Annotated in this window: 17 protein-coding genes; 2 read left to right on the top strand and 15 right to left on the bottom strand. The window is 66.9% G+C overall.

The features are described 5' to 3' along the window. Positions 1 to 8 precede the first annotated feature (8 nt). From tolQ to aspS, 11 genes are all read right to left on the bottom strand, one after another. A complete protein-coding gene (gene tolQ, locus ABH900_RS07620; protein ID WP_429622279.1) occupies positions 9 to 788 on the bottom strand; it encodes a protein TolQ in 780 nt (259 codons plus the stop codon). A gap of 10 nt (positions 789 to 798) precedes the next feature. Further along, the gene (gene ybgC / locus ABH900_RS07615) at positions 799 to 1,230 is read right to left on the bottom strand and encodes a tol-pal system-associated acyl-CoA thioesterase (RefSeq protein WP_429622278.1); all 432 of its coding nucleotides are present in this window, start codon (positions 1,228 to 1,230) and stop codon (positions 799 to 801) included. Continuing rightward, positions 1,220 to 2,260: a Holliday junction branch migration DNA helicase RuvB gene (gene ruvB, locus ABH900_RS07610; protein WP_100440323.1), complete on the bottom strand. Its 1,041-nt coding sequence runs from the start codon at positions 2,258 to 2,260 to the stop codon at positions 1,220 to 1,222. The genes ybgC and ruvB overlap by 11 nt, the downstream gene beginning before the upstream one ends. Before the next feature lie 209 nt (positions 2,261 to 2,469). Then, positions 2,470 to 4,389, bottom strand: a complete 1,920-nt coding sequence (locus ABH900_RS07605; RefSeq protein ID WP_429622277.1) for a potassium transporter Kup — start codon at positions 4,387 to 4,389, stop codon at positions 2,470 to 2,472. Positions 4,390 to 4,438: 49 nt separating this feature from the next. Then, on the bottom strand, positions 4,439 to 5,032 hold the full coding sequence (gene ruvA / locus ABH900_RS07600) for a Holliday junction branch migration protein RuvA (RefSeq protein WP_429622276.1): 594 nt from the start codon (positions 5,030 to 5,032) through the stop codon (positions 4,439 to 4,441). A gap of 13 nt (positions 5,033 to 5,045) precedes the next feature. Then, positions 5,046 to 5,567: a crossover junction endodeoxyribonuclease RuvC gene (gene ruvC / locus ABH900_RS07595; protein WP_429622275.1), complete on the bottom strand. Its 522-nt coding sequence runs from the start codon at positions 5,565 to 5,567 to the stop codon at positions 5,046 to 5,048. Between the two features lie 105 nt (positions 5,568 to 5,672). Beyond that, entirely contained in the window at positions 5,673 to 6,404 is a 732-nt protein-coding gene (locus ABH900_RS07590; RefSeq protein ID WP_429622274.1) for a YebC/PmpR family DNA-binding transcriptional regulator, read from the bottom strand. Between the two features lie 216 nt (positions 6,405 to 6,620). After that, entirely contained in the window at positions 6,621 to 7,253 is a 633-nt protein-coding gene (locus tag ABH900_RS07585) for an esterase/lipase family protein (RefSeq protein ID WP_429622273.1), read from the bottom strand. Between the two features lie 75 nt (positions 7,254 to 7,328). Further along, on the bottom strand, positions 7,329 to 7,850 hold the full coding sequence (locus ABH900_RS07580; RefSeq protein WP_429622272.1) for an N-acetyltransferase family protein: 522 nt from the start codon (positions 7,848 to 7,850) through the stop codon (positions 7,329 to 7,331). A gap of 31 nt (positions 7,851 to 7,881) precedes the next feature. Beyond that, positions 7,882 to 8,208 carry a DNA primase gene (locus ABH900_RS07575; protein ID WP_429622271.1) on the bottom strand — a complete coding sequence of 109 codons (327 nt, stop codon included), beginning with the start codon at positions 8,206 to 8,208 and terminating at the stop codon, positions 7,882 to 7,884. 16 nt (positions 8,209 to 8,224) lie between these two features. After that, positions 8,225 to 9,976, bottom strand: a complete 1,752-nt coding sequence (gene aspS, locus ABH900_RS07570) for an aspartate--tRNA ligase (RefSeq protein WP_429622270.1) — start codon at positions 9,974 to 9,976, stop codon at positions 8,225 to 8,227. Between the two features lie 159 nt (positions 9,977 to 10,135). Here aspS and ABH900_RS07565 point away from each other — a divergent pair, with 159 nt between their 5' ends. Beyond that, the gene (locus ABH900_RS07565; RefSeq protein ID WP_429622269.1) at positions 10,136 to 10,882 is read left to right on the top strand and encodes a DUF3011 domain-containing protein; all 747 of its coding nucleotides are present in this window, start codon (positions 10,136 to 10,138) and stop codon (positions 10,880 to 10,882) included. A 112-nt stretch (positions 10,883 to 10,994) separates the two neighbouring features. Here the strand turns inward: ABH900_RS07565 and ABH900_RS07560 are convergent, their stop codons facing one another. The 4 genes from ABH900_RS07560 to blaL2 form a co-directional block, all read right to left on the bottom strand. Then, positions 10,995 to 11,633, bottom strand: a complete 639-nt coding sequence (locus tag ABH900_RS07560; protein WP_429622268.1) for a hypothetical protein — start codon at positions 11,631 to 11,633, stop codon at positions 10,995 to 10,997. 60 nt (positions 11,634 to 11,693) lie between these two features. Next, on the bottom strand, positions 11,694 to 13,250 hold the full coding sequence (locus ABH900_RS07555) for an ArnT family glycosyltransferase (protein ID WP_429622267.1): 1,557 nt from the start codon (positions 13,248 to 13,250) through the stop codon (positions 11,694 to 11,696). A gap of 104 nt (positions 13,251 to 13,354) precedes the next feature. After that, complete coding sequence (locus ABH900_RS07550) at positions 13,355 to 14,584, bottom strand: cation:proton antiporter (RefSeq protein ID WP_429622266.1); 1,230 nt, start codon at positions 14,582 to 14,584, stop codon at positions 13,355 to 13,357. An 86-nt stretch (positions 14,585 to 14,670) separates the two neighbouring features. Next, positions 14,671 to 15,582: a L2 family extended-spectrum class A beta-lactamase gene (blaL2, locus tag ABH900_RS07545; RefSeq protein ID WP_429622265.1), complete on the bottom strand. Its 912-nt coding sequence runs from the start codon at positions 15,580 to 15,582 to the stop codon at positions 14,671 to 14,673. Between the two features lie 175 nt (positions 15,583 to 15,757). Here blaL2 and ampR point away from each other — a divergent pair, with 175 nt between their 5' ends. Further along, on the top strand, positions 15,758 to 16,621 hold the full coding sequence (gene ampR / locus ABH900_RS07540; protein WP_429622264.1) for a LysR family transcriptional regulator AmpR: 864 nt from the start codon (positions 15,758 to 15,760) through the stop codon (positions 16,619 to 16,621). Positions 16,622 to 16,668: the final 47 nt, after the last annotated feature.

The following is a 16,668-nucleotide window of genomic DNA, read 5'->3' as shown; positions in this document are numbered from 1 at the left end:
TCAGGCGCTTACTCGTCGCCAGCGCTCTGGCGCTGCAGGATGGAGCTGAACTCTTCGGCGAAGGTCTCGAACCGCACCGACATGCGCTCCACGCGGGTGGTGAACCGGTTGTAGGCCCACACCGCCGGGATCGCCACGAACAGGCCGATGGCGGTTGCGAACAGCGCCTCGGAAATACCCGGCGCTACGGCGGCGATACCAGCCTGCGCACCGCTGCTGATCATGTCGTGCATGGTCACCATGATGCCGAACACAGTACCGACCAGGCCCACGTAGGGGGCAGTCGAGCCGATGTTGGCCAGCAGTTCCAGGTTGCGCTCGAGCTGATCGACTTCGCGGGTGTAGGTGGTGCGCATCGCGCGCTGGGCACCTTCCAGCTGCGCGCGGCCGTCCAGCCGGCGCTTGTCACGCAGGCGGCTGTACTCGCGGAAACCCGCTTCGAAAATCGCTTCCAGGCCGCCGACATTACGGCTGCGGTCGGTGGCCGAGCTGTACAGCTTGCCCAGGTCGGCACCCGACCAGAAGCGGTTCTCGAATTCGTCGGCTTCGCGGGTGGCCTGTTTGAACACGCGGGCCTTGCGGAAAATGATCACCCAGCTGACGAACGAGCCGACCAGCAGCAGCAGCACGATGAGCTTCACCGGCAGGCTGGCCTTGGCCATCAGTTCGAGGTAATTGATGCCGCCGCCGGTGGCGGCCTGGGCAAGGGTCTGGGTCGCGGCGTTGCTGACATCGGCCGGCAATGCCTCGGTGACCGTGGCCAGCAGGGCCAGGAGCGTTGCGATCATCCGTTGTTCCTCAGTGTTCGGATTCGGGGTGGAGGTGGGGTTGCAGCACGGCGAGGACGGTTTCGTCCATGCCACGCGGGCGGAAACTGGCCGCTTCCAGTGCGGCGATGCGGACCTGCGCCGACAGCAGCAGTTCGCCGTCGCGCAGGACCTGCTGGTTGAAGACCATGCTGGCCTTCTTCAGCTGCACCAGGCGGGCGCTCACCTGCAGGGTGTCATCCAGCCGCGCCGGCTTGATGAAATCCATCTGCATCGAACGCACCGCGAAGATCATCCCGTGCTCGGCGCGCATGCGCTCCTGGCCATAGCCCAGCGCACGCATCCATTCGGTCCGGGCCCGTTCCATGAAGGCCACGTAACGGGCGTGGTAAACCACGCCACCTGCGTCGGTATCTTCCCAGTAAATGCGTGTCGGCCAACTGAATCGGGGCTCAACCGACATCGGGAACCTCCGCAAACAGGTCCTGCGGCGGGTTCTTCGGTTTCAGGCCCATGTGCCGATAGGCCTTGTGGGTGGCCATGCGGCCGCGCGCGGTGCGCACCAGGAAGCCCTGCTGGATCAGGTACGGTTCGACCACATCTTCCAGCGTGCCGCGCTCTTCGGACAACGCCGCGGCCAGCGATTCGATGCCGACCGGACCACCGTCGAAGTAGTCCACCATGGTCTTGAGCAGACGCCGGTCGAGCTCGTCGAAGCCTTCCGGGTCGACCTTGAGCATCTTCATGGCGGCCTGGGCCACGGGCTCGTCGATGTGCCCACCGGCCTTGACCTGGGCATAGTCGCGCACGCGGCGCAGCAGGCGGTTGGCGATACGCGGGGTGCCACGCGCGCGGCGCGCGATTTCCCCGGCGCCATCGGCGGTGCAGTCGATGCCGAGGATGGTGGCCGAGCGGCGCACGATCCGGGTCAGTTCCTCGACGCTGTAGAACTCCAGGCGCTGGACGATGCCAAAGCGGTCGCGCAGCGGTGCGGTCAGCAGGCCGGCGCGGGTGGTGGCGCCGATCAGGGTGAACGGCGGCAGATCGATCTTGATCGAGCGGGCCGCAGGGCCCTCGCCGATCATGATGTCGATCTGGAAGTCTTCCATCGCCGGGTACAGCACTTCCTCGACCACCGGCGACAAGCGATGGATCTCGTCGATGAACAGCACATCGTGCGGCTGCAGGTTGGTCAGCAGCGCGGCGAGGTCGCCGGCCTTTTCGATCACCGGGCCGGAGGTCACCCGCAGCGCCACACCCAGCTCGTTGGCGATGACGTGGCTGAGAGTGGTCTTGCCCAGCCCCGGCGGGCCGAAGATCAGCACATGGTCGAGCGCATCGCCACGGGCCTTGGCCGCTTCGATGTAGATCTCCAGCTGCTCGCGCACCGGGGCCTGGCCAAGATAGTCGGCCAGGCGTTTGGGGCGGATGCTGGCGTCGGCGGCGTCATCCTCGCGGGTGGCGCCGGCGCCGATGATGCGGTCGTCGGTCATGTGCTGATTATGCGGCAAAAGCGCGGGTTTCGGCCGGGCTGCGCCCGGCACCCGCAATCTGCCGGTGGGTGTCGACCTTGGTCGACACGGGGTCGACACAGGGTCGGATCCGTTTTCCAACGGGAAACGGCTCTGACCCCACTCTCTGATGCGCGAAGCATGGGGTCAGAGCCCTTTTCCTGTGGAAAAGGGATCCGACCCCGCGCGCGTCAGATCTCCACCTGCGCGCCCAGCTCTACCAAGCGGTTGCCGGGAATGCGGAAGAAGCCCGTGGCTGGAGCGGCGTTGCGATGCATCAGCGCGAACAGCTTGTCGCGCCAGATCGGCATGCCGCGGTTGGCGGTGGCCACGATGGTCTCGCGGCTGGCGAAGAAGGTGGTGTCCATCGGGTCGAAGTAGATGCCGCCGTGATCGCACGAACGCATCAGCGCCAGCGGTACGTCCGGGGTCTCCATGAAGCCGAAGCGCACGTAGACGCGGTAGAACTCGTCACCCACCGATTCGATCTTCAGCCGTTGCCCCTCCGGCGCATAGGGAACCGGCAGGGTCACCACGTGCAGGAACACGTTGCGCTCGTGCAGCACCTTGTTGTGCTTGAGGTTATGCATCAGTGCGTGCGGGGCCACGGTCGGGTCGGCGGTGAGGAACACCGCGGTGCCGGGCACGCGTACCGGCGGCGCCAGCATCAGGCCCGGCAGGAAGGTATCCAGGCGGATGCCGTCCTTGCGGATCTCATCACGCAGCAGCTCGCGGCCACGACGCCAGGTGCGCATCATGGTGAACAGGAAGATGCCCAGCACCACCGGGAACCAGGCGCCCTGCAGCAGCTTGGCGCCGTTGGCGATGACGAAGCCGAGGTCGATGATGAAGAACACCACGCACAGCGGCAGGATCCAGTTACGCGCCTTCGGCCACAGCGAGCGTGCGACCAGGGCCAGCAACAGGGTGTCGATCAGCATCGTCGCCGATACCGAGATGCCGTAGGCCACGGCCAAGTTGGACGAGCTACGGAAGGCCAGCACCAGGCCGATCACCATCACCGCGATGCCCCAGTTGATGCCCGGGATGTAGATCTGGCCGATGGTGTCGTGCGAGGTGTGCTTGATGCGCATGCGCGGGATGTAACCCAGCTGCATTGCCTGGCGCGAGACCGAGAACGCACCGGTGATGACCGACTGCGAGGCGATCACCGCCGCCATCGTGGCCAGGATGATCATCGGGTACAGCGCCCACGACGGCACCGCCTCGAAGAACGGGTTCTTCACCGCTTCGGGGTGGTTGAGCACCAGCGCGCCCTGCCCCAGGTAATTCAGCACCAGGCACGGCAGCACGAAGAAGTACCAGGCGTGACGGATCGGCTTGGCGCCGAAGTGGCCCATGTCGGCGTACAGCGCCTCACCGCCGGTCACCGCCAGCACCACCGCACCGAGGATGAAGATGCTGTGCCAGCCATGCTCCATGAAGAAACGGATCGCCCACCACGGGTTGAAGGCTTTCAACACTTCCGGCGCATCAACAATGTTGTAGATGCCGATCGCCGCCAGCGAAATGAACCAGATCGAGGTGATCGGCCCGAACAGCTTGCCGATCTTCGCGGTGCCGAAACGCTGTACGGCAAACACCGCCAGCAGCACCACCACGGTGATCGGCACGATGAAGGCGTGCAGCCCGGGGGCGGCGACCTCCAGGCCTTCAACGGCACCCAGCACCGATATCGCCGGCGTGATCACACCATCGCCGAAGAACAACGACGCACCGAAGATGCCCAGGATGCCCACCACGTAGGCAGAGCGCGACCCGTTGCGCAGAGTCCGCTGGGTCAGCGCCATCAGTGCCATGATGCCGCCTTCGCCATCGTTGTCGGCACGCATGATGATGGTCACGTACTTCAGGGTGACCACGATGTTCAGCGCCCAGAACGCCAGCGACAGTACGCCCAGCACGGTGTCATGGTCGCTGGTGAGCCCGTAGTGCGGCGAGAACGCCTCCTTCAGGGTGTACAGCGGACTGGTGCCGATATCGCCGAAGACCACGCCGATCGCACCGATGATCAGCGCCAGTCCCCCGGCCGGGGGGGCGTGACCGTGACCGCCCGGGGCGGTTGTGTGCGGGGTTTGACTGCTGGACATGGGACTCCTGGCGAAGCTCAGGCGATGGGATGTGGGGAAAGGACGCGGCTCAGCGCAGCGCCGACTGCAGGGCCTTGCGGATCACGCTGGCCACTTCGTCGCCTTCGTTGAAGGCTTCGCGGGCCATGCGCGCGGCTTCGGCCGGCTTGTAGCCCAGCTGCTGCAGGGCCACGGTGGCATCGGACAGCGGATCGGCCGGGGCCGGACCGCTGCCGGTGGGCAGCGCGCCACCGGCGCCAAACTGGGCGGCGCGGTCGCGCAGCTCCAGCACCATGCGCTCGGCGGTCTTCTTGCCGATGCCCGGGATGCGGGTCAGCGCGGTGATGTCGCCGGCCTGGACCATGCGTGCGAACTCTTCCACGGTGACGCCGGACAGCACGGCCAGCGCGATCTTCGCGCCGATGCCGCTGACCTTCTGCACATCGCGGAACAGGCGCCGCTCACCCTCGCGCAGGAAGCCGTACAGCGAGACGCTGTCTTCCTTCTGCGAGTAATGGGTATACAGGGTGACCTCGCGGCCGAGCTCGGGCAGGTCATAGAAGGTGCTCATCGGCGCCTCCAGTTCGTAGCCCACTCCGTTCACGTCCACCACCAGCCACGGCGGCGCCTTGTAGGCGACGATGCCGCGCAGTCGACCGATCATTGCGTGCAGCTCCTCATTTGCGACCCCACGCCTGGCGGGCACTGAGCCCCAGGCGGTTGGCCGTTGCCCTTACGTGGGCATGGGTGATCGCCACCGCCAACGCGTCGGCCGCGTCGGCCTGCAGCTTGGTTTTCAGGTTGAGCATGAGCCCGACCATGTGTTGAACCTGTTGCTTTTCTGCGCCACCGCGGCCGACCACGGCCAGCTTGATCTCGCTGGCGGCATATTCGTGCACCGGGAGGTCGCGCAGCACCACGGCGGAAATCGCCGCGCCGCGGGCCTGGCCCAGCTTCAGCGCCGAATCGGGGTTGCGGGCCATGAACACCTTCTCGATGGCCACTTCCTGCGGCTGGTACTCGCGGCACAGCTCGGCCAGGCCGAGCACCAGCAGCTTCATGCGCTGCGGGAAGTCGTCGGCGCCAAGCAGCACCAGCGGCTGGTGGTGCACGTGACTGAGGCGACCGGCGGCATCGACATCGATGATGCCGACCCCGGTCCGCTGCGAACCGGGGTCGATGCCGAGGATACGGGTCATGCCGCACTCCTGGCGGGACGGAACGGGAAGCGCTGGCAGGCGTATGGGCTCATGACTGTCCGCGATGACCGTTCAACGGCCCGCGCCCAGGCCGTCGATGACGGCTCAGGCGTAGGCGTCGGCGCCGAGTTCGGCGTTGGAATACACGTCCTGCACGTCGTCCAGGTCTTCGAGCATGTCCAGCAGCTTCTTGACCTGCAGGGCGACGTCGCCCTCGACCTTGATGTCGTTGTCCGCGCGGAAGGTGATCTCGGCGTGGTCAGCGACATGGCCGGCGGCGGCCATGGCGTCCTTGACCGCGTTGAACGCGTCCGGGCTGGTGACCACGTCGATCGAACCGTCATCCGGGTAGACCACGATGTCATCGGCGCCGGCCTCGATGGCCGCTTCGGTGATGGCTTCCTCGTCGCTGCCCGGAGCAAAGCTGAGCACGCCCAGGCGCTTGAACATGAAAGCCACCGAACCTTCGGTGCCCATGTTGCCGCCGCACTTGCTGAAGGCATGGCGGACATCTGCCACGGTGCGCACGCGGTTGTCGGTCAGGCAGTCGACGATCACGGCCACGCCACCCGGGGCGTAGCCCTCGTAGCGGATTTCCTCGTAATCGACGCCTTCCAGTTCACCGGTGGCCTTCTTGATGGCGCGCTCGATCACGTCCTTGGACATGTTCACGCCCAGACCCTTGTCCATCGCCACGCGCAGGCGCGGGTTGTTGTTGGGGTCGCCTCCACCGCCGCGCGCGGCGACGCCGATCTCGCGGATGATCTTGGTGAAAATCTTGCCACGCTTCGCGTCGGACGCGTTCTTGCGGGCTTCGATGGAGGGGCCTCTACCCATGGGTGCTACCGTCTGGCTGCTTCAGGATCAAGGCGCGGATTCTACCTGATCGGGCGCTGAAACCGTGTCTAGGGCCGACGGGAGATCGGGATGGCGCCATCCACGCATGGCGTGGATCTACTGCCGTCGGGCATGAGCCGGCCAAGAACGTGCGAACCAACGGTTCGCACCCACCGATGCAGGCCGGTAGCGCCGGGCCATGCCCGGCGAACCGCCTTATGCCGCCGCGGCGCCGCGGCTGTGGTCGAAGGCGCCGTGGCGCAGGAAATGCGCGGTCTGCCGCGCTGCGTCGGGCGATACGACCAGGCCGCTGTGGCTGGTCCGGACCACGCAGTGGTCTGCCAGGCCCGGCAGGCGGGTCTCGGCCAGCGCCACGGTACCATCGGAAGCGTCGTCGATCGCTCCCAGAAGACTGCCCAACCCGTGCGGCACCGAGCCGGCGATCAGCCCGACTTCCGCGTTGCCCCGCCAGTCCGGCAGGCCATCGAGCAGCAGTTCGCTGCTGCGGCCCAGCGCCAGGCCCCAGCCATGCTCGGACAACGAGCGTGCGGTGCCGCTGCCGCGCAGCGGCGAGCCCAGGCAGACCACACGCTGCACCGGCAGCTGCGGATTGCGGCGCAGGGCCTCCAGGGCCAGCAATCCGCCCAGGCTGTGGCCGACCAGCGACAGCGGACCGGCATCGGCCAGCCGCTCCAGCAGTTGCGGCACGGCAACATCGGGGCCACCGAACACCGAGGAGTATCCGAAGGCGTGCACCTGGAAACCGCGCGCGCGCAGGCGCCAGGCCAGCGGGCCGACCCAGGCGCGGGCATTCCAGATGCCGTGCAGCAGCAGTACGGGGGGAGTCATGCAGACAGCCTGGCGGTCAGCGGGGCAGGAACATACGGTGATTGAACACGCGCGCGCAGCAAGCGGCGGTGAACGTCAGGCCGCGCGCGGTGCGCGGCGCAGGATGAATTCAAGATCGTAGGTTTCGCCCACCGGGAACAGATACTCGCCGGCCTTCTCGAAACCGTAGCGGGCGTAGAAGCGCTGCGCGCCGAAATTTTCCGACCACACGCCCAGCCACAGCGTGCGCGGGCCTTCGTGTTCCAGCCACGCCAATGCGCTTTCCAGCAGACGACTACCCCAGCCGCAGCTCTGCTGCGTCTTGATCAGGTACAGCCGCTTGAGTTCGCCATCACCGGGCTTCACGTCCGGGTGCGGCAGGCCACACGGGCCGGCGGCGGCATGGCCGACCGCCTCCCCGTCCAGTTCCAGCAGCCACACCGCGTAATCGGGGTGGGCCAGGATCACGCGCTGGCGCTCGACCGTGTAGGCCTCCTCGAGGAAGGCCTGCAGGTCCTGCGGCGGATACAGATGGCCGAAGGTTTCAGTGAACGTGCGGGCAGCCAGCGCCGACAGGGTCGGCGCGTCGTCCACGGTAGCGCGGCGGATCGAATACATACGGGAAGTTGACGTCAGCGCGAAGAGCGGGTCAAGCCTTTTCAGGCGTTTCCGCTTCGTCTTCCTCTTCCTCTTCCTCTTCCTCGTATTCCTCTTCGTCCTCGTCCTCTTCTTCCTCGCCTTCCTCGTCCTCGTCGTACTCTTCCTCTTCGTCGTCCTCGTAATCCTCGACGCCGAAGTCTTCACCGTCCCAACGGCCTTCGCCGTCGGCGACGAAGGTCAGGGCCATCGCCGCCGGGTTGGTACCGACGCGGACCAGCCAACCACCGAACACACGTGCGCGCTCGGTGACCAGGTTGGCCTCGGAGCCTTCATTGCCCAGCTTTTCCCACTCCAGCGAAAACGCGAACTCGGTCATTGCCTGGATCTCCTGATCAGTTGGTCTTGGGGCGAACCTGGATGTGCACTTCGGCCAGCTGCGCGTCGACGATCGGCGACGGCGCGTCGGTCATCAGATCCTGTGCACCGGTGGTCTTGGGGAACGGGATGACGTCGCGGATCGACTCGGTGCCGGCCATCAGCGCGGCGATACGGTCGATGCCGAAGGCGATGCCGCCGTGCGGCGGCGCGCCGTAGTTCAGGGCGTCGAGCAGGAAGCCGAACTTGGCCCGGGCCTCTTCGGCACCGATGCCGAGCAGTTCGAACACGGCGCTCTGCATGTCCGGACGGTGGATACGGATCGAACCGCCGCCGATTTCATTGCCGTTGAGCACCATGTCGTAGCCGCGCGAGACTGCGGTCTTTGCATTGGCGCGCAGGTCGGCGATGTCGTCCACGGCCGGCGCGGTGAAGGGGTGATGCAGGGCGACGTAGCGCTGGGCTTCGTCGTCCCACTCGAACATCGGGAAATCAGTGACCCACAGCGGCGCCCAGCCGTCGGCGACCAGGCCGAAGTCCTTGCCGGCCTTCAGGCGCAGCGCGCCCATGAAGTCGGAGACCTTGTTGTAGCCACCGGCGCCGAAGAACACGATGTCGCCATTGCCGGCGCCGACATGGGCGACCAGCGCAGCGAAGGAGGCTTCGCTGAAGAACTTCTGGATCGGCGAGCTGACTTCGCCGTTGTCGGCGATCTTGATGTACGCCAGGCCCTTGGCGCCGTACTTGGCAGCGTGTGCGGCGTACTCGTCGATCTGCTTGCGGCTCAGCGACGCACCGCCCGGGATGCGCAGCGCGGCCACGCGGCCTTCGGGGTCATTGGCCGGGCCGGTGAACACCGGGAACTCGCTGTCCTTGACCAGCTCGGCCACGTCCACCAGTTCCAGCGCGATGCGCAGGTCCGGCTTGTCCGAACCGTAGCGACGCATCGCCTCGGCCCAGGTCATGCGCGGGAAGCTTGCGTCCAGCTGCACGTCGACCACTTCCTTGAAGATGGCGCGGATCATGTCTTCGACGAAGTCCTGCACATCGCGCTCGCGGACGAAAGCGAACTCCATGTCGAGCTGGGTGAACTCCAGCTGGCGGTCGGCACGCAGGGCCTCATCGCGGAAGCAGCGCGCGATCTGGTAGTAGCGGTCGAAGCCGGCCACCATCAGGATCTGCTTGAACAGCTGCGGGCTCTGCGGCAGGGCGTAGAACTCACCCGGGTGCATGCGCGCCGGCACCAGGAAGTCACGCGCGCCTTCCGGGGTAGCCTTGGTCAGGATCGGGGTCTCGATGTCCTGGAAGCCCTTTTCGTCCAGGTGGCGGCGCAGCGCCTGCACCAGCTTGATGCGGGTGCGCTGCATGCGCTGCATTTCCGGGCGGCGCAGGTCCAGGTAGCGGTACTTCAGGCGAGTTTCTTCGCCCGGGTTCTCGTGGGCATGGAACGGCAGCGGCGCGGCCTTGTTCAGCACGGTGATGGCGGTGGCGATCACTTCCACCTTGCCGGTGGCGATCTTGTCGTTCACCGCATGGCGCGCGCGCACCACACCTTCGACCTGCAGCACGTCCTCATAGCCCAGCGAGGCGGCCACGGCGAACACTTCGGCGTTGTCGACCTCCACGGTCACCTGCACGATGCCTTCATGATCGCGGAGATCGATGAAGCAGACGCCGCCCTGGTTACGGGCCACGTCGGTCCAGCCGGCGAGGGTGACAGTCTGGCCAATCAGGGTCTCGTCGACCAGGCCGCAGAAGTGGGTACGCATGGGGGGAAAGCTCCGCTGGAGAACGCCGGCACCGGATGGGGGCCGGAAAGCCTCGTATTCTGCGGCCGAGGCCCCGGCCGGGGCAAATCCGGCCAGTCACGCCGGCTTGATCGCCCCCTTCCCTATAGTCAGGCACCTGCCACCGTATGGGATGCCGCCATGAAACCGCTGTCCCTGGCCAGCCTGGCCGTCACCCTGAGCCTGGGCGGCCTTGCCGGCCTGGCCCTGCCCGCTCCGTCGGCCCATGCTCAGAGCGGCGTGGTCCGCTGCGAGAGCCAGAGCAACCGCGAACGGGTCTGCAATACCGGCTGGCGCAATGCGCAGCTGGTGCGCCAGTTGTCCGGCTCGGCCTGCGAGGAGGGCCGCACCTGGGGCAGCCGCAACGGCAGCATCTGGGTCACCAATGGCTGCCGCGCCGAGTTCGTCGAAGCCCGCGGCGGCTGGGGTGGCGGCAATGGCGGCGGCTGGGGTGGCAACAACGGCCGGCCCGGTGAAACGATCCGCTGCGAGAGCGAGAACAACCGCGAGCGCAGCTGCCCGGTCGGTTGGCGCAACGCCCGCCTGGTCCGCCAGCTGTCCGGAAGCCCGTGCAACGAAGGCCGCAGCTGGGGCGTGCGCAACGGCGCAGTGTGGGTCAGCAATGGCTGCCGCGCCGAGTTCGCCGAAGCCAGCGGCTGGGGCGGCGGTGGCGGCGGTGGCTGGGGCGGCGGTGACCGCAACTACTCCGTTACCTGCAGCAGCAACAACAACCGCACGCAGAACTGCGACTGGGATGAACGCCAGGGCCGGCCGGTGCTGCAGCAGCAATTGTCCGGCAGCGCCTGCCAGGAAGGACGCAGCTGGGGCTATTCACGCGGCCAGGTGTGGGTGAGCAACGGTTGCCGGGCACGCTTCGGCGTGCGCTGAGCACAGGGTCGGAGCCCTGGCCGACGGCCAGGGCTTTGACCCCGGTCAGGCATCTCGCACCCACGCATGGCGTGGATCTACCGCAGAGGCCTCATCCACGCATGGCGTGGATCTACTGGGGGGCCTTCTCGTCGCCCCACGGCGGTGGCGGCAGGTCCACTGGCTTGGACAGGTCGAACTGCACGCGGAACAGGCGGCCACCCGGCCGGCTCAGCTCATAGACGAAACGCTGGTCCGGTTCGATCTCCATCGCCCAAGTGTTGTGGGTCGAAGCCAGCATGTCGGCCCTGCGGAACATCGCCACTGAGTCGGTATCGGCCGGAAACTGCTGGCGCTCGGCGCTGCCCGGCGGGGTGCTGTCGCCACCGTACAGGGTGATCGCATCCGGGCTTCCATCAGCATGCCGATGGTCGTGCTTCAGGCGCAGGCCGGCGCTGGTACGGGTCAGCACCCAGGTCCGCGAGTGGTCATCGCCGACGTGGAAGGGAATCCGCAGCTCATGGGCGGGATCGGCACACCCCCGCACATGCATGACCAGGCGCTGGCCGGCGAACGGATCCGTGCCGGTCGGTGCCGGCGTGTCCTGCACCACCTTGCCCTCATACGCCTGGCCGCAATGGGCGGCGATCGCCGCCATGAAGGCGTCGGCCGGTGCGGTGGCCAGATCATGGGTGACCGTCTCGGCGGGCTGCGAACAGGCAGCCAGTCCGAGCAGGAGGGCGGAAGCGGCAATGACGGTGAGCGGTCTCATGCCCCCAACCCTAGCGACCCTGGCCGGCGCGCGCAAACCGCACGGTCCGGCCACAGCACATCAGCGGTGCAGCCAGACCTGGCAGCCACCAATGTCCTGCTTCTGCCCCCCGGCCGCATGGCGACGGCTGATGTCGGCCAGCCAGCGCGCGCGCTCGGGCGTGCTGCCGATCTGGTTGGGGCAGTCGACCAGCGCGGCCGCCGGCAGCCCGCCCAACGCAGCATCATCAGCGGCCAGCGAGGCGAGCGCCTCATCCGACGCCCAGTCCGGAATCATCACCGCGCGGCGACCAGAGAAATAAGGCAGCTCGGAGGACCAGTCCTGGCCGAAGGCGACGACCACGCCCTGCTCCATCGTGCCGGTACGGATGGCCGAGGCGATCTGCGAGACCGGCGTCGACGCACGCGCTTCCTTGATGTCCTTCAAGGACTTCACCAGACCAAACCCCACAGACAGCACGCACAGGACGATCGCCAGCGCTACGCCGCGACGCGGCTTGCCGGCAGCCTCTGCCGCCAGCACCGTCGACCACAGCACCAGACCGATGACCGAGGTGGCGAACACGATGTTGGCCGCCTGGTAGTAGGGATGGGCAATGTGCAGGTTGGTGAAGACCAGGATCGGCGCCAGGTAGGCCAGCAGCAACACCCCCACCGCCGTGCGCGTGCGCTTCTGCCACAGCCCGGCGATGACGAAGATGAGGAAGATCCAGTTGGAGCCGATCGCACCGGAGAAGCGCTTCTTGAACACCGTGCCCCACCAGGTGGCCGGATCCAGTCGCTGCTGCAGCGTGCCGTAGTTCCAGGTGGACAGTGCATCGGAGGTGATCTGCCGGCCCAGTGCCGACTGCGCCTTCAATGCGTCGGCATGCTGCAGCCACAGGCTGAGCGTGGCCAGCACGGCAAGCGCGGAAAGGCTACCCCAGACCATCAGTCGCCAGTGCTGCTGCAGCCACTGCGGGCGCCAGCCATGCTCGCGCACGGCCAGCCACAGGAACGCCAGCGCGACGAACGCGGCAAAGCCGAAGAAGGACGTGACCTTGATGGCCGCCGACAGCACCGCCGCGACGATCGCGACCAGCCCCACCCATGCGCGCGGCTGGCTGCGCAGGCGTGCCATCGCCCAGACAAAGAGCAGGCCGAAGAACACGGCACTGGACTCCATCATCACCGAGCGCCCCCAGAACTGCGCGTAGGGCGACACCGCGAATGCACCGGCCACGCACAGCGCCAGCGTGCGATCCGGACGCCATGCCAGCAGCGTGCGATAGACCAGCCAGATGCAGCCGGCATGGAACAACGTGGAGACCAGCCGCCCGCTGTTGTCCGCACTCATGCCGGTGATGCTGGACAACAGCGCCGCCAGCCATTGGTAGAACGGGAATTCGAAGGGAATCGACCAGGGCGCACCCAGCACCGGGGTCATGTAGTCCAGCCACGGGCCGCCGCGCAGCAGCCAGTCGATCGACAGCGCGGTCTGCGTCTGCCGGAAACCAGAGGCATCCACCGGTGGCATCGACCAGCTGCAGACCAACAGGATCAGCAGCGTGATCGCCGAGAACCACAACAGGATCTTGCCCGGCAACAGGCTGCGGTCTGGGTTGCTTTCCTGGGTCACGCCTGTTGCTCCTGACTGTGGCCGCCCACGACAGGGCGCGCTTCACGGGCGCGCAGTGTCTGCCTTGACGCACGGGAGTGCAAGCCGCTGCACGCGGCTGCGGCTCAGCCCTGTGGTGGCAGCGGCGCCTTCAGGGGCTCGGCGTGAATGACCTCGGTGGCCGCTACCGGTGCGGTCTCGCCCTCGCCCGCTGGTTCCTGCTCCACCGGATCGACGTCGAACGGTGTGCGGAATACCAGCGACGGCAGCAGCGTGGTCAGCGCGGCATACAGCAGCAATGCGCCGAACAGCACCGCCGGGATCTGGAAGCGCTCGCGCATGATCGCCGCCAACACCAGGGTGAAGATCAGCGTCGGGGCCAGCGCCAGCGAGACGCGCAGGCTGCTGCGGAAGCTCTCGCCGAACATCACCCGGCGCTGCAGCCAGACCACGCCGATGCGCAGCGGCAGCACCACCAGGGTGATCACGATGCCCAGCCCCAGCGCCTCGAAGCTGAGCGCTTCGCTGGGCACCTTGGTGCCGGCATTGAAGAAGTAGAACGGCACGAAGAACGAGGCGAACAGGCGCAGCGCGTGCAGGTTTTCGTGCGAGGCCAGCAGCGGCATGCGCTGGTGCAGCAGCCGCGCGACCAGCCCGGCGATGAACGCACCGACCAGGTAGTACACGCCCAGCAGGTAGGTGATGTAGGCGGCCACCATGCCCACCATCACCAGCAGCGAGAACTCCGAACCCGGCGCATGCGGCGCCACCCAGCGGCCGAGCGCGATGAACAGCAGCGGCAGGCCGATCATCATCGCCAGCAGGGCCAGGCTGGACAGCGCCATATGGCCCGGATCACCGGCCTGCAGCACGATGAACAACGCTGCCAGCGCCAGCAACTCACCGGCAATGGCCTTGCTGGTCACCCAGAACCGCTCATCCTCACTCAAACCCAGCCGCGACAGCGAATCCATGATGAAGCCCGTTGAAGGCGTCAGCAGTGCCAACGCCAACAGGCCCGCGGCCTGCCACGGCAGTCCGGCATAGCGCCAGGCCAACCAGCCAACCCCGAACAACGTCGCACTGCGGATGACCAGGTGCGCCAGCAGCGGCCACATCCCGCGACGTAATGCCTGCAGGTCAACTTCCAGGCCGGCGAACAGGAACAGTGAAGAGATACCCAGCGTGGCCAGCAAGCCGATCACCGCATCGTGTGCCTGGTCACCCAGCCAGAGCATGCCGATGATGCCGAACAGCAGGCAGGTCAGCGGCGCAGGCAGGCTGAAACGCTGCAGCGCACGTGGGATCACCAGCAGCGCGAAGATCAGCAGCAGGTAGATCAATTCATGACTCATGGGGGTCTTCCGTGGGGTTCGAACGCGCGCAGGATGCGCGCGCCGAATCGATCCGGCAAGCCGTTTCTGGATGACTCCCGGTTACCTCATCCGATCATCCCATCGGCAATCCGACCCACCTGTGCCAGCACGGCCGCGCGCTGTTCGTTGCTGATCGCCCCGGCCTGCAGGTAGGCGGTGAGCACCCATGGCGTGCCTGCGGCGACCGGCCACAGCACGGCAATGTCGTTGCGCGCGTCCTCGCCGTTGCTGCCGGTCTTGTCGCCCACCCGCCAGCGCTTGCCCAGGCCCGCGCGCAGGCAGGCATCGCCGGTTTCGTTGTCGATCAACCAGTCGGCCAACTGCTGCCGCGAGGCCGGCTGCAGCACCTCGCCCAGCACCACCCGCCGCAGGCTCGCCGCCATCGCTGCCGGCGTTGTGGTGTCGCGCGGATCGCCCTCGGCAAAGCTGTTCAGTTCCGGCTCCAGACGATCGCTGCGGCTCACCGCATCCCCGCTGGCACGCAGGAAGGCCGTCACCGCCGGCGGCCCACCGACCACGCCGAACAGCAGGTTGGCGGCGGTGTTGTCACTGGTGATGATCGTGGCCCGGCACAGATCGCGCACGGTCATGTCCTTGCCGGCGTGGCGGCGGGTCACCGGTGCATGCGAGAGCAGATCGGCGGTGCGTACCGGCACGCGCTTGTCCAGCAACGTGGGCGTGCGTTCGGCCTGGCTGAGCACGGTGGCGGCCAGCATGCTCTTGAAGGTGCTGCACATCGGGAAACGCTCCTTCTGGCGATGGCCGACGCGGCGACCGCTGGCGGTGTCGAGCAGGGTCACGCCCAAACGGCCGGCGCACGCCTTTTCCAGCGCGGCGAAGTCGGTAGCGGCGTTGATGGTGGCATCGGTCGGGGAGGTGGCGGTCTTCACACCCGCCGCGCGCGTCAACGACGGCAGGACCAGCGAGGAAGCAACGGCAGCACCACTGAACTGCAGGAATCGGCGTCGGGCAAGCATGCGGGTTCTCCTGGGAACCGCCCGATTATTGGCGCCCCCTGCGGAGGCGACCAGCGCGAAATTTCAGCGACAGCCATCAATTATTCTCATGCCTTGAGCATTCAAACGCCCGATTCAAGGCGAATACCCCGTCAAACAGGTAGGATCAGTCATCACCCTGGCTCACGGCTTTCCGATGCTGCACCCTACCCTGCCGCTGAACGCGCTACGCGCTTTCGAGGCGGCTGCCCGCCACCAGAACTTCACCCGCGCCGCATTGGAGCTGTGCGTCAGCCAGGCCGCGCTGAGTCATCAGATCCGAGGCCTGGAAGACCGCCTCGGGATCCGCCTGTTCCACCGCCTGCCGCGCGGTGTCGCCCTCACCGATGAAGGTGCTGCGCTGTACCCGGTGCTCAATGAATCGTTCGAGCGCATCTCGGCCAGCATCGCGCGCTACACCGGCGGCCCGGCACGCGAGGTGCTGACGCTGGGTGTGGTTGGCACGTTCGCCACGGGTTGGCTGCTGCCACGGCTGGCCGCGTTCGAGGCCGCACACCCGGACATCGAGCTGCGCCTGCAGACCCACAACAACCGCATCGATCTGGCCGGCGAAGGCCTGGACCTGGCGATCCGCTTCGGTGACGGCGACTGGCAGGGCCAGTCCTGCACGGCGATCCTCGATGCGCCGTTCGCGCCACTGTGCGCACCGGCTCTGGCGCGGCGGTTGAAACAGCCACGGGACCTGGGCGCGGTGCCATTGCTGCGCTCCTACCGCAGCGACGAATGGCCGCGCTGGCTGCAGACAGCCGGCATCAACGGCGTGGAAGCGCGCGGGCCAGTGTTCGATTCGTCGTTGACGGTGGCGATGGCTGCCGCCGGCGGTGCCGGGGTGGCGTTGCTGCCGCTACGCATGTTCGAGCAGGAGCTGGCCGAGGGCCGTTTGCTTCAACCGTTCAGCACCACGCTGGAGCTGGGGCGTTATTGGCTGACGCGGCTGCGCTCACGCCCCGAGCGTGAACCAGCAAAGCGTTTCCGCGAGTGGCTGCAGGCGCAGGCATAAAAAAGGGGACGGAGGGGATTAAGTCGTTGGTGGCACAAACGACTTAA

The sequence above is a fragment of the Stenotrophomonas sp. AN71 genome, assembly GCF_050435725.1.
In the GTDB taxonomy this organism is placed as follows: Bacteria; Pseudomonadota; Gammaproteobacteria; order Xanthomonadales; family Xanthomonadaceae; genus Stenotrophomonas.
This window is presented reverse-complemented; position numbering and strand designations above follow the sequence as displayed.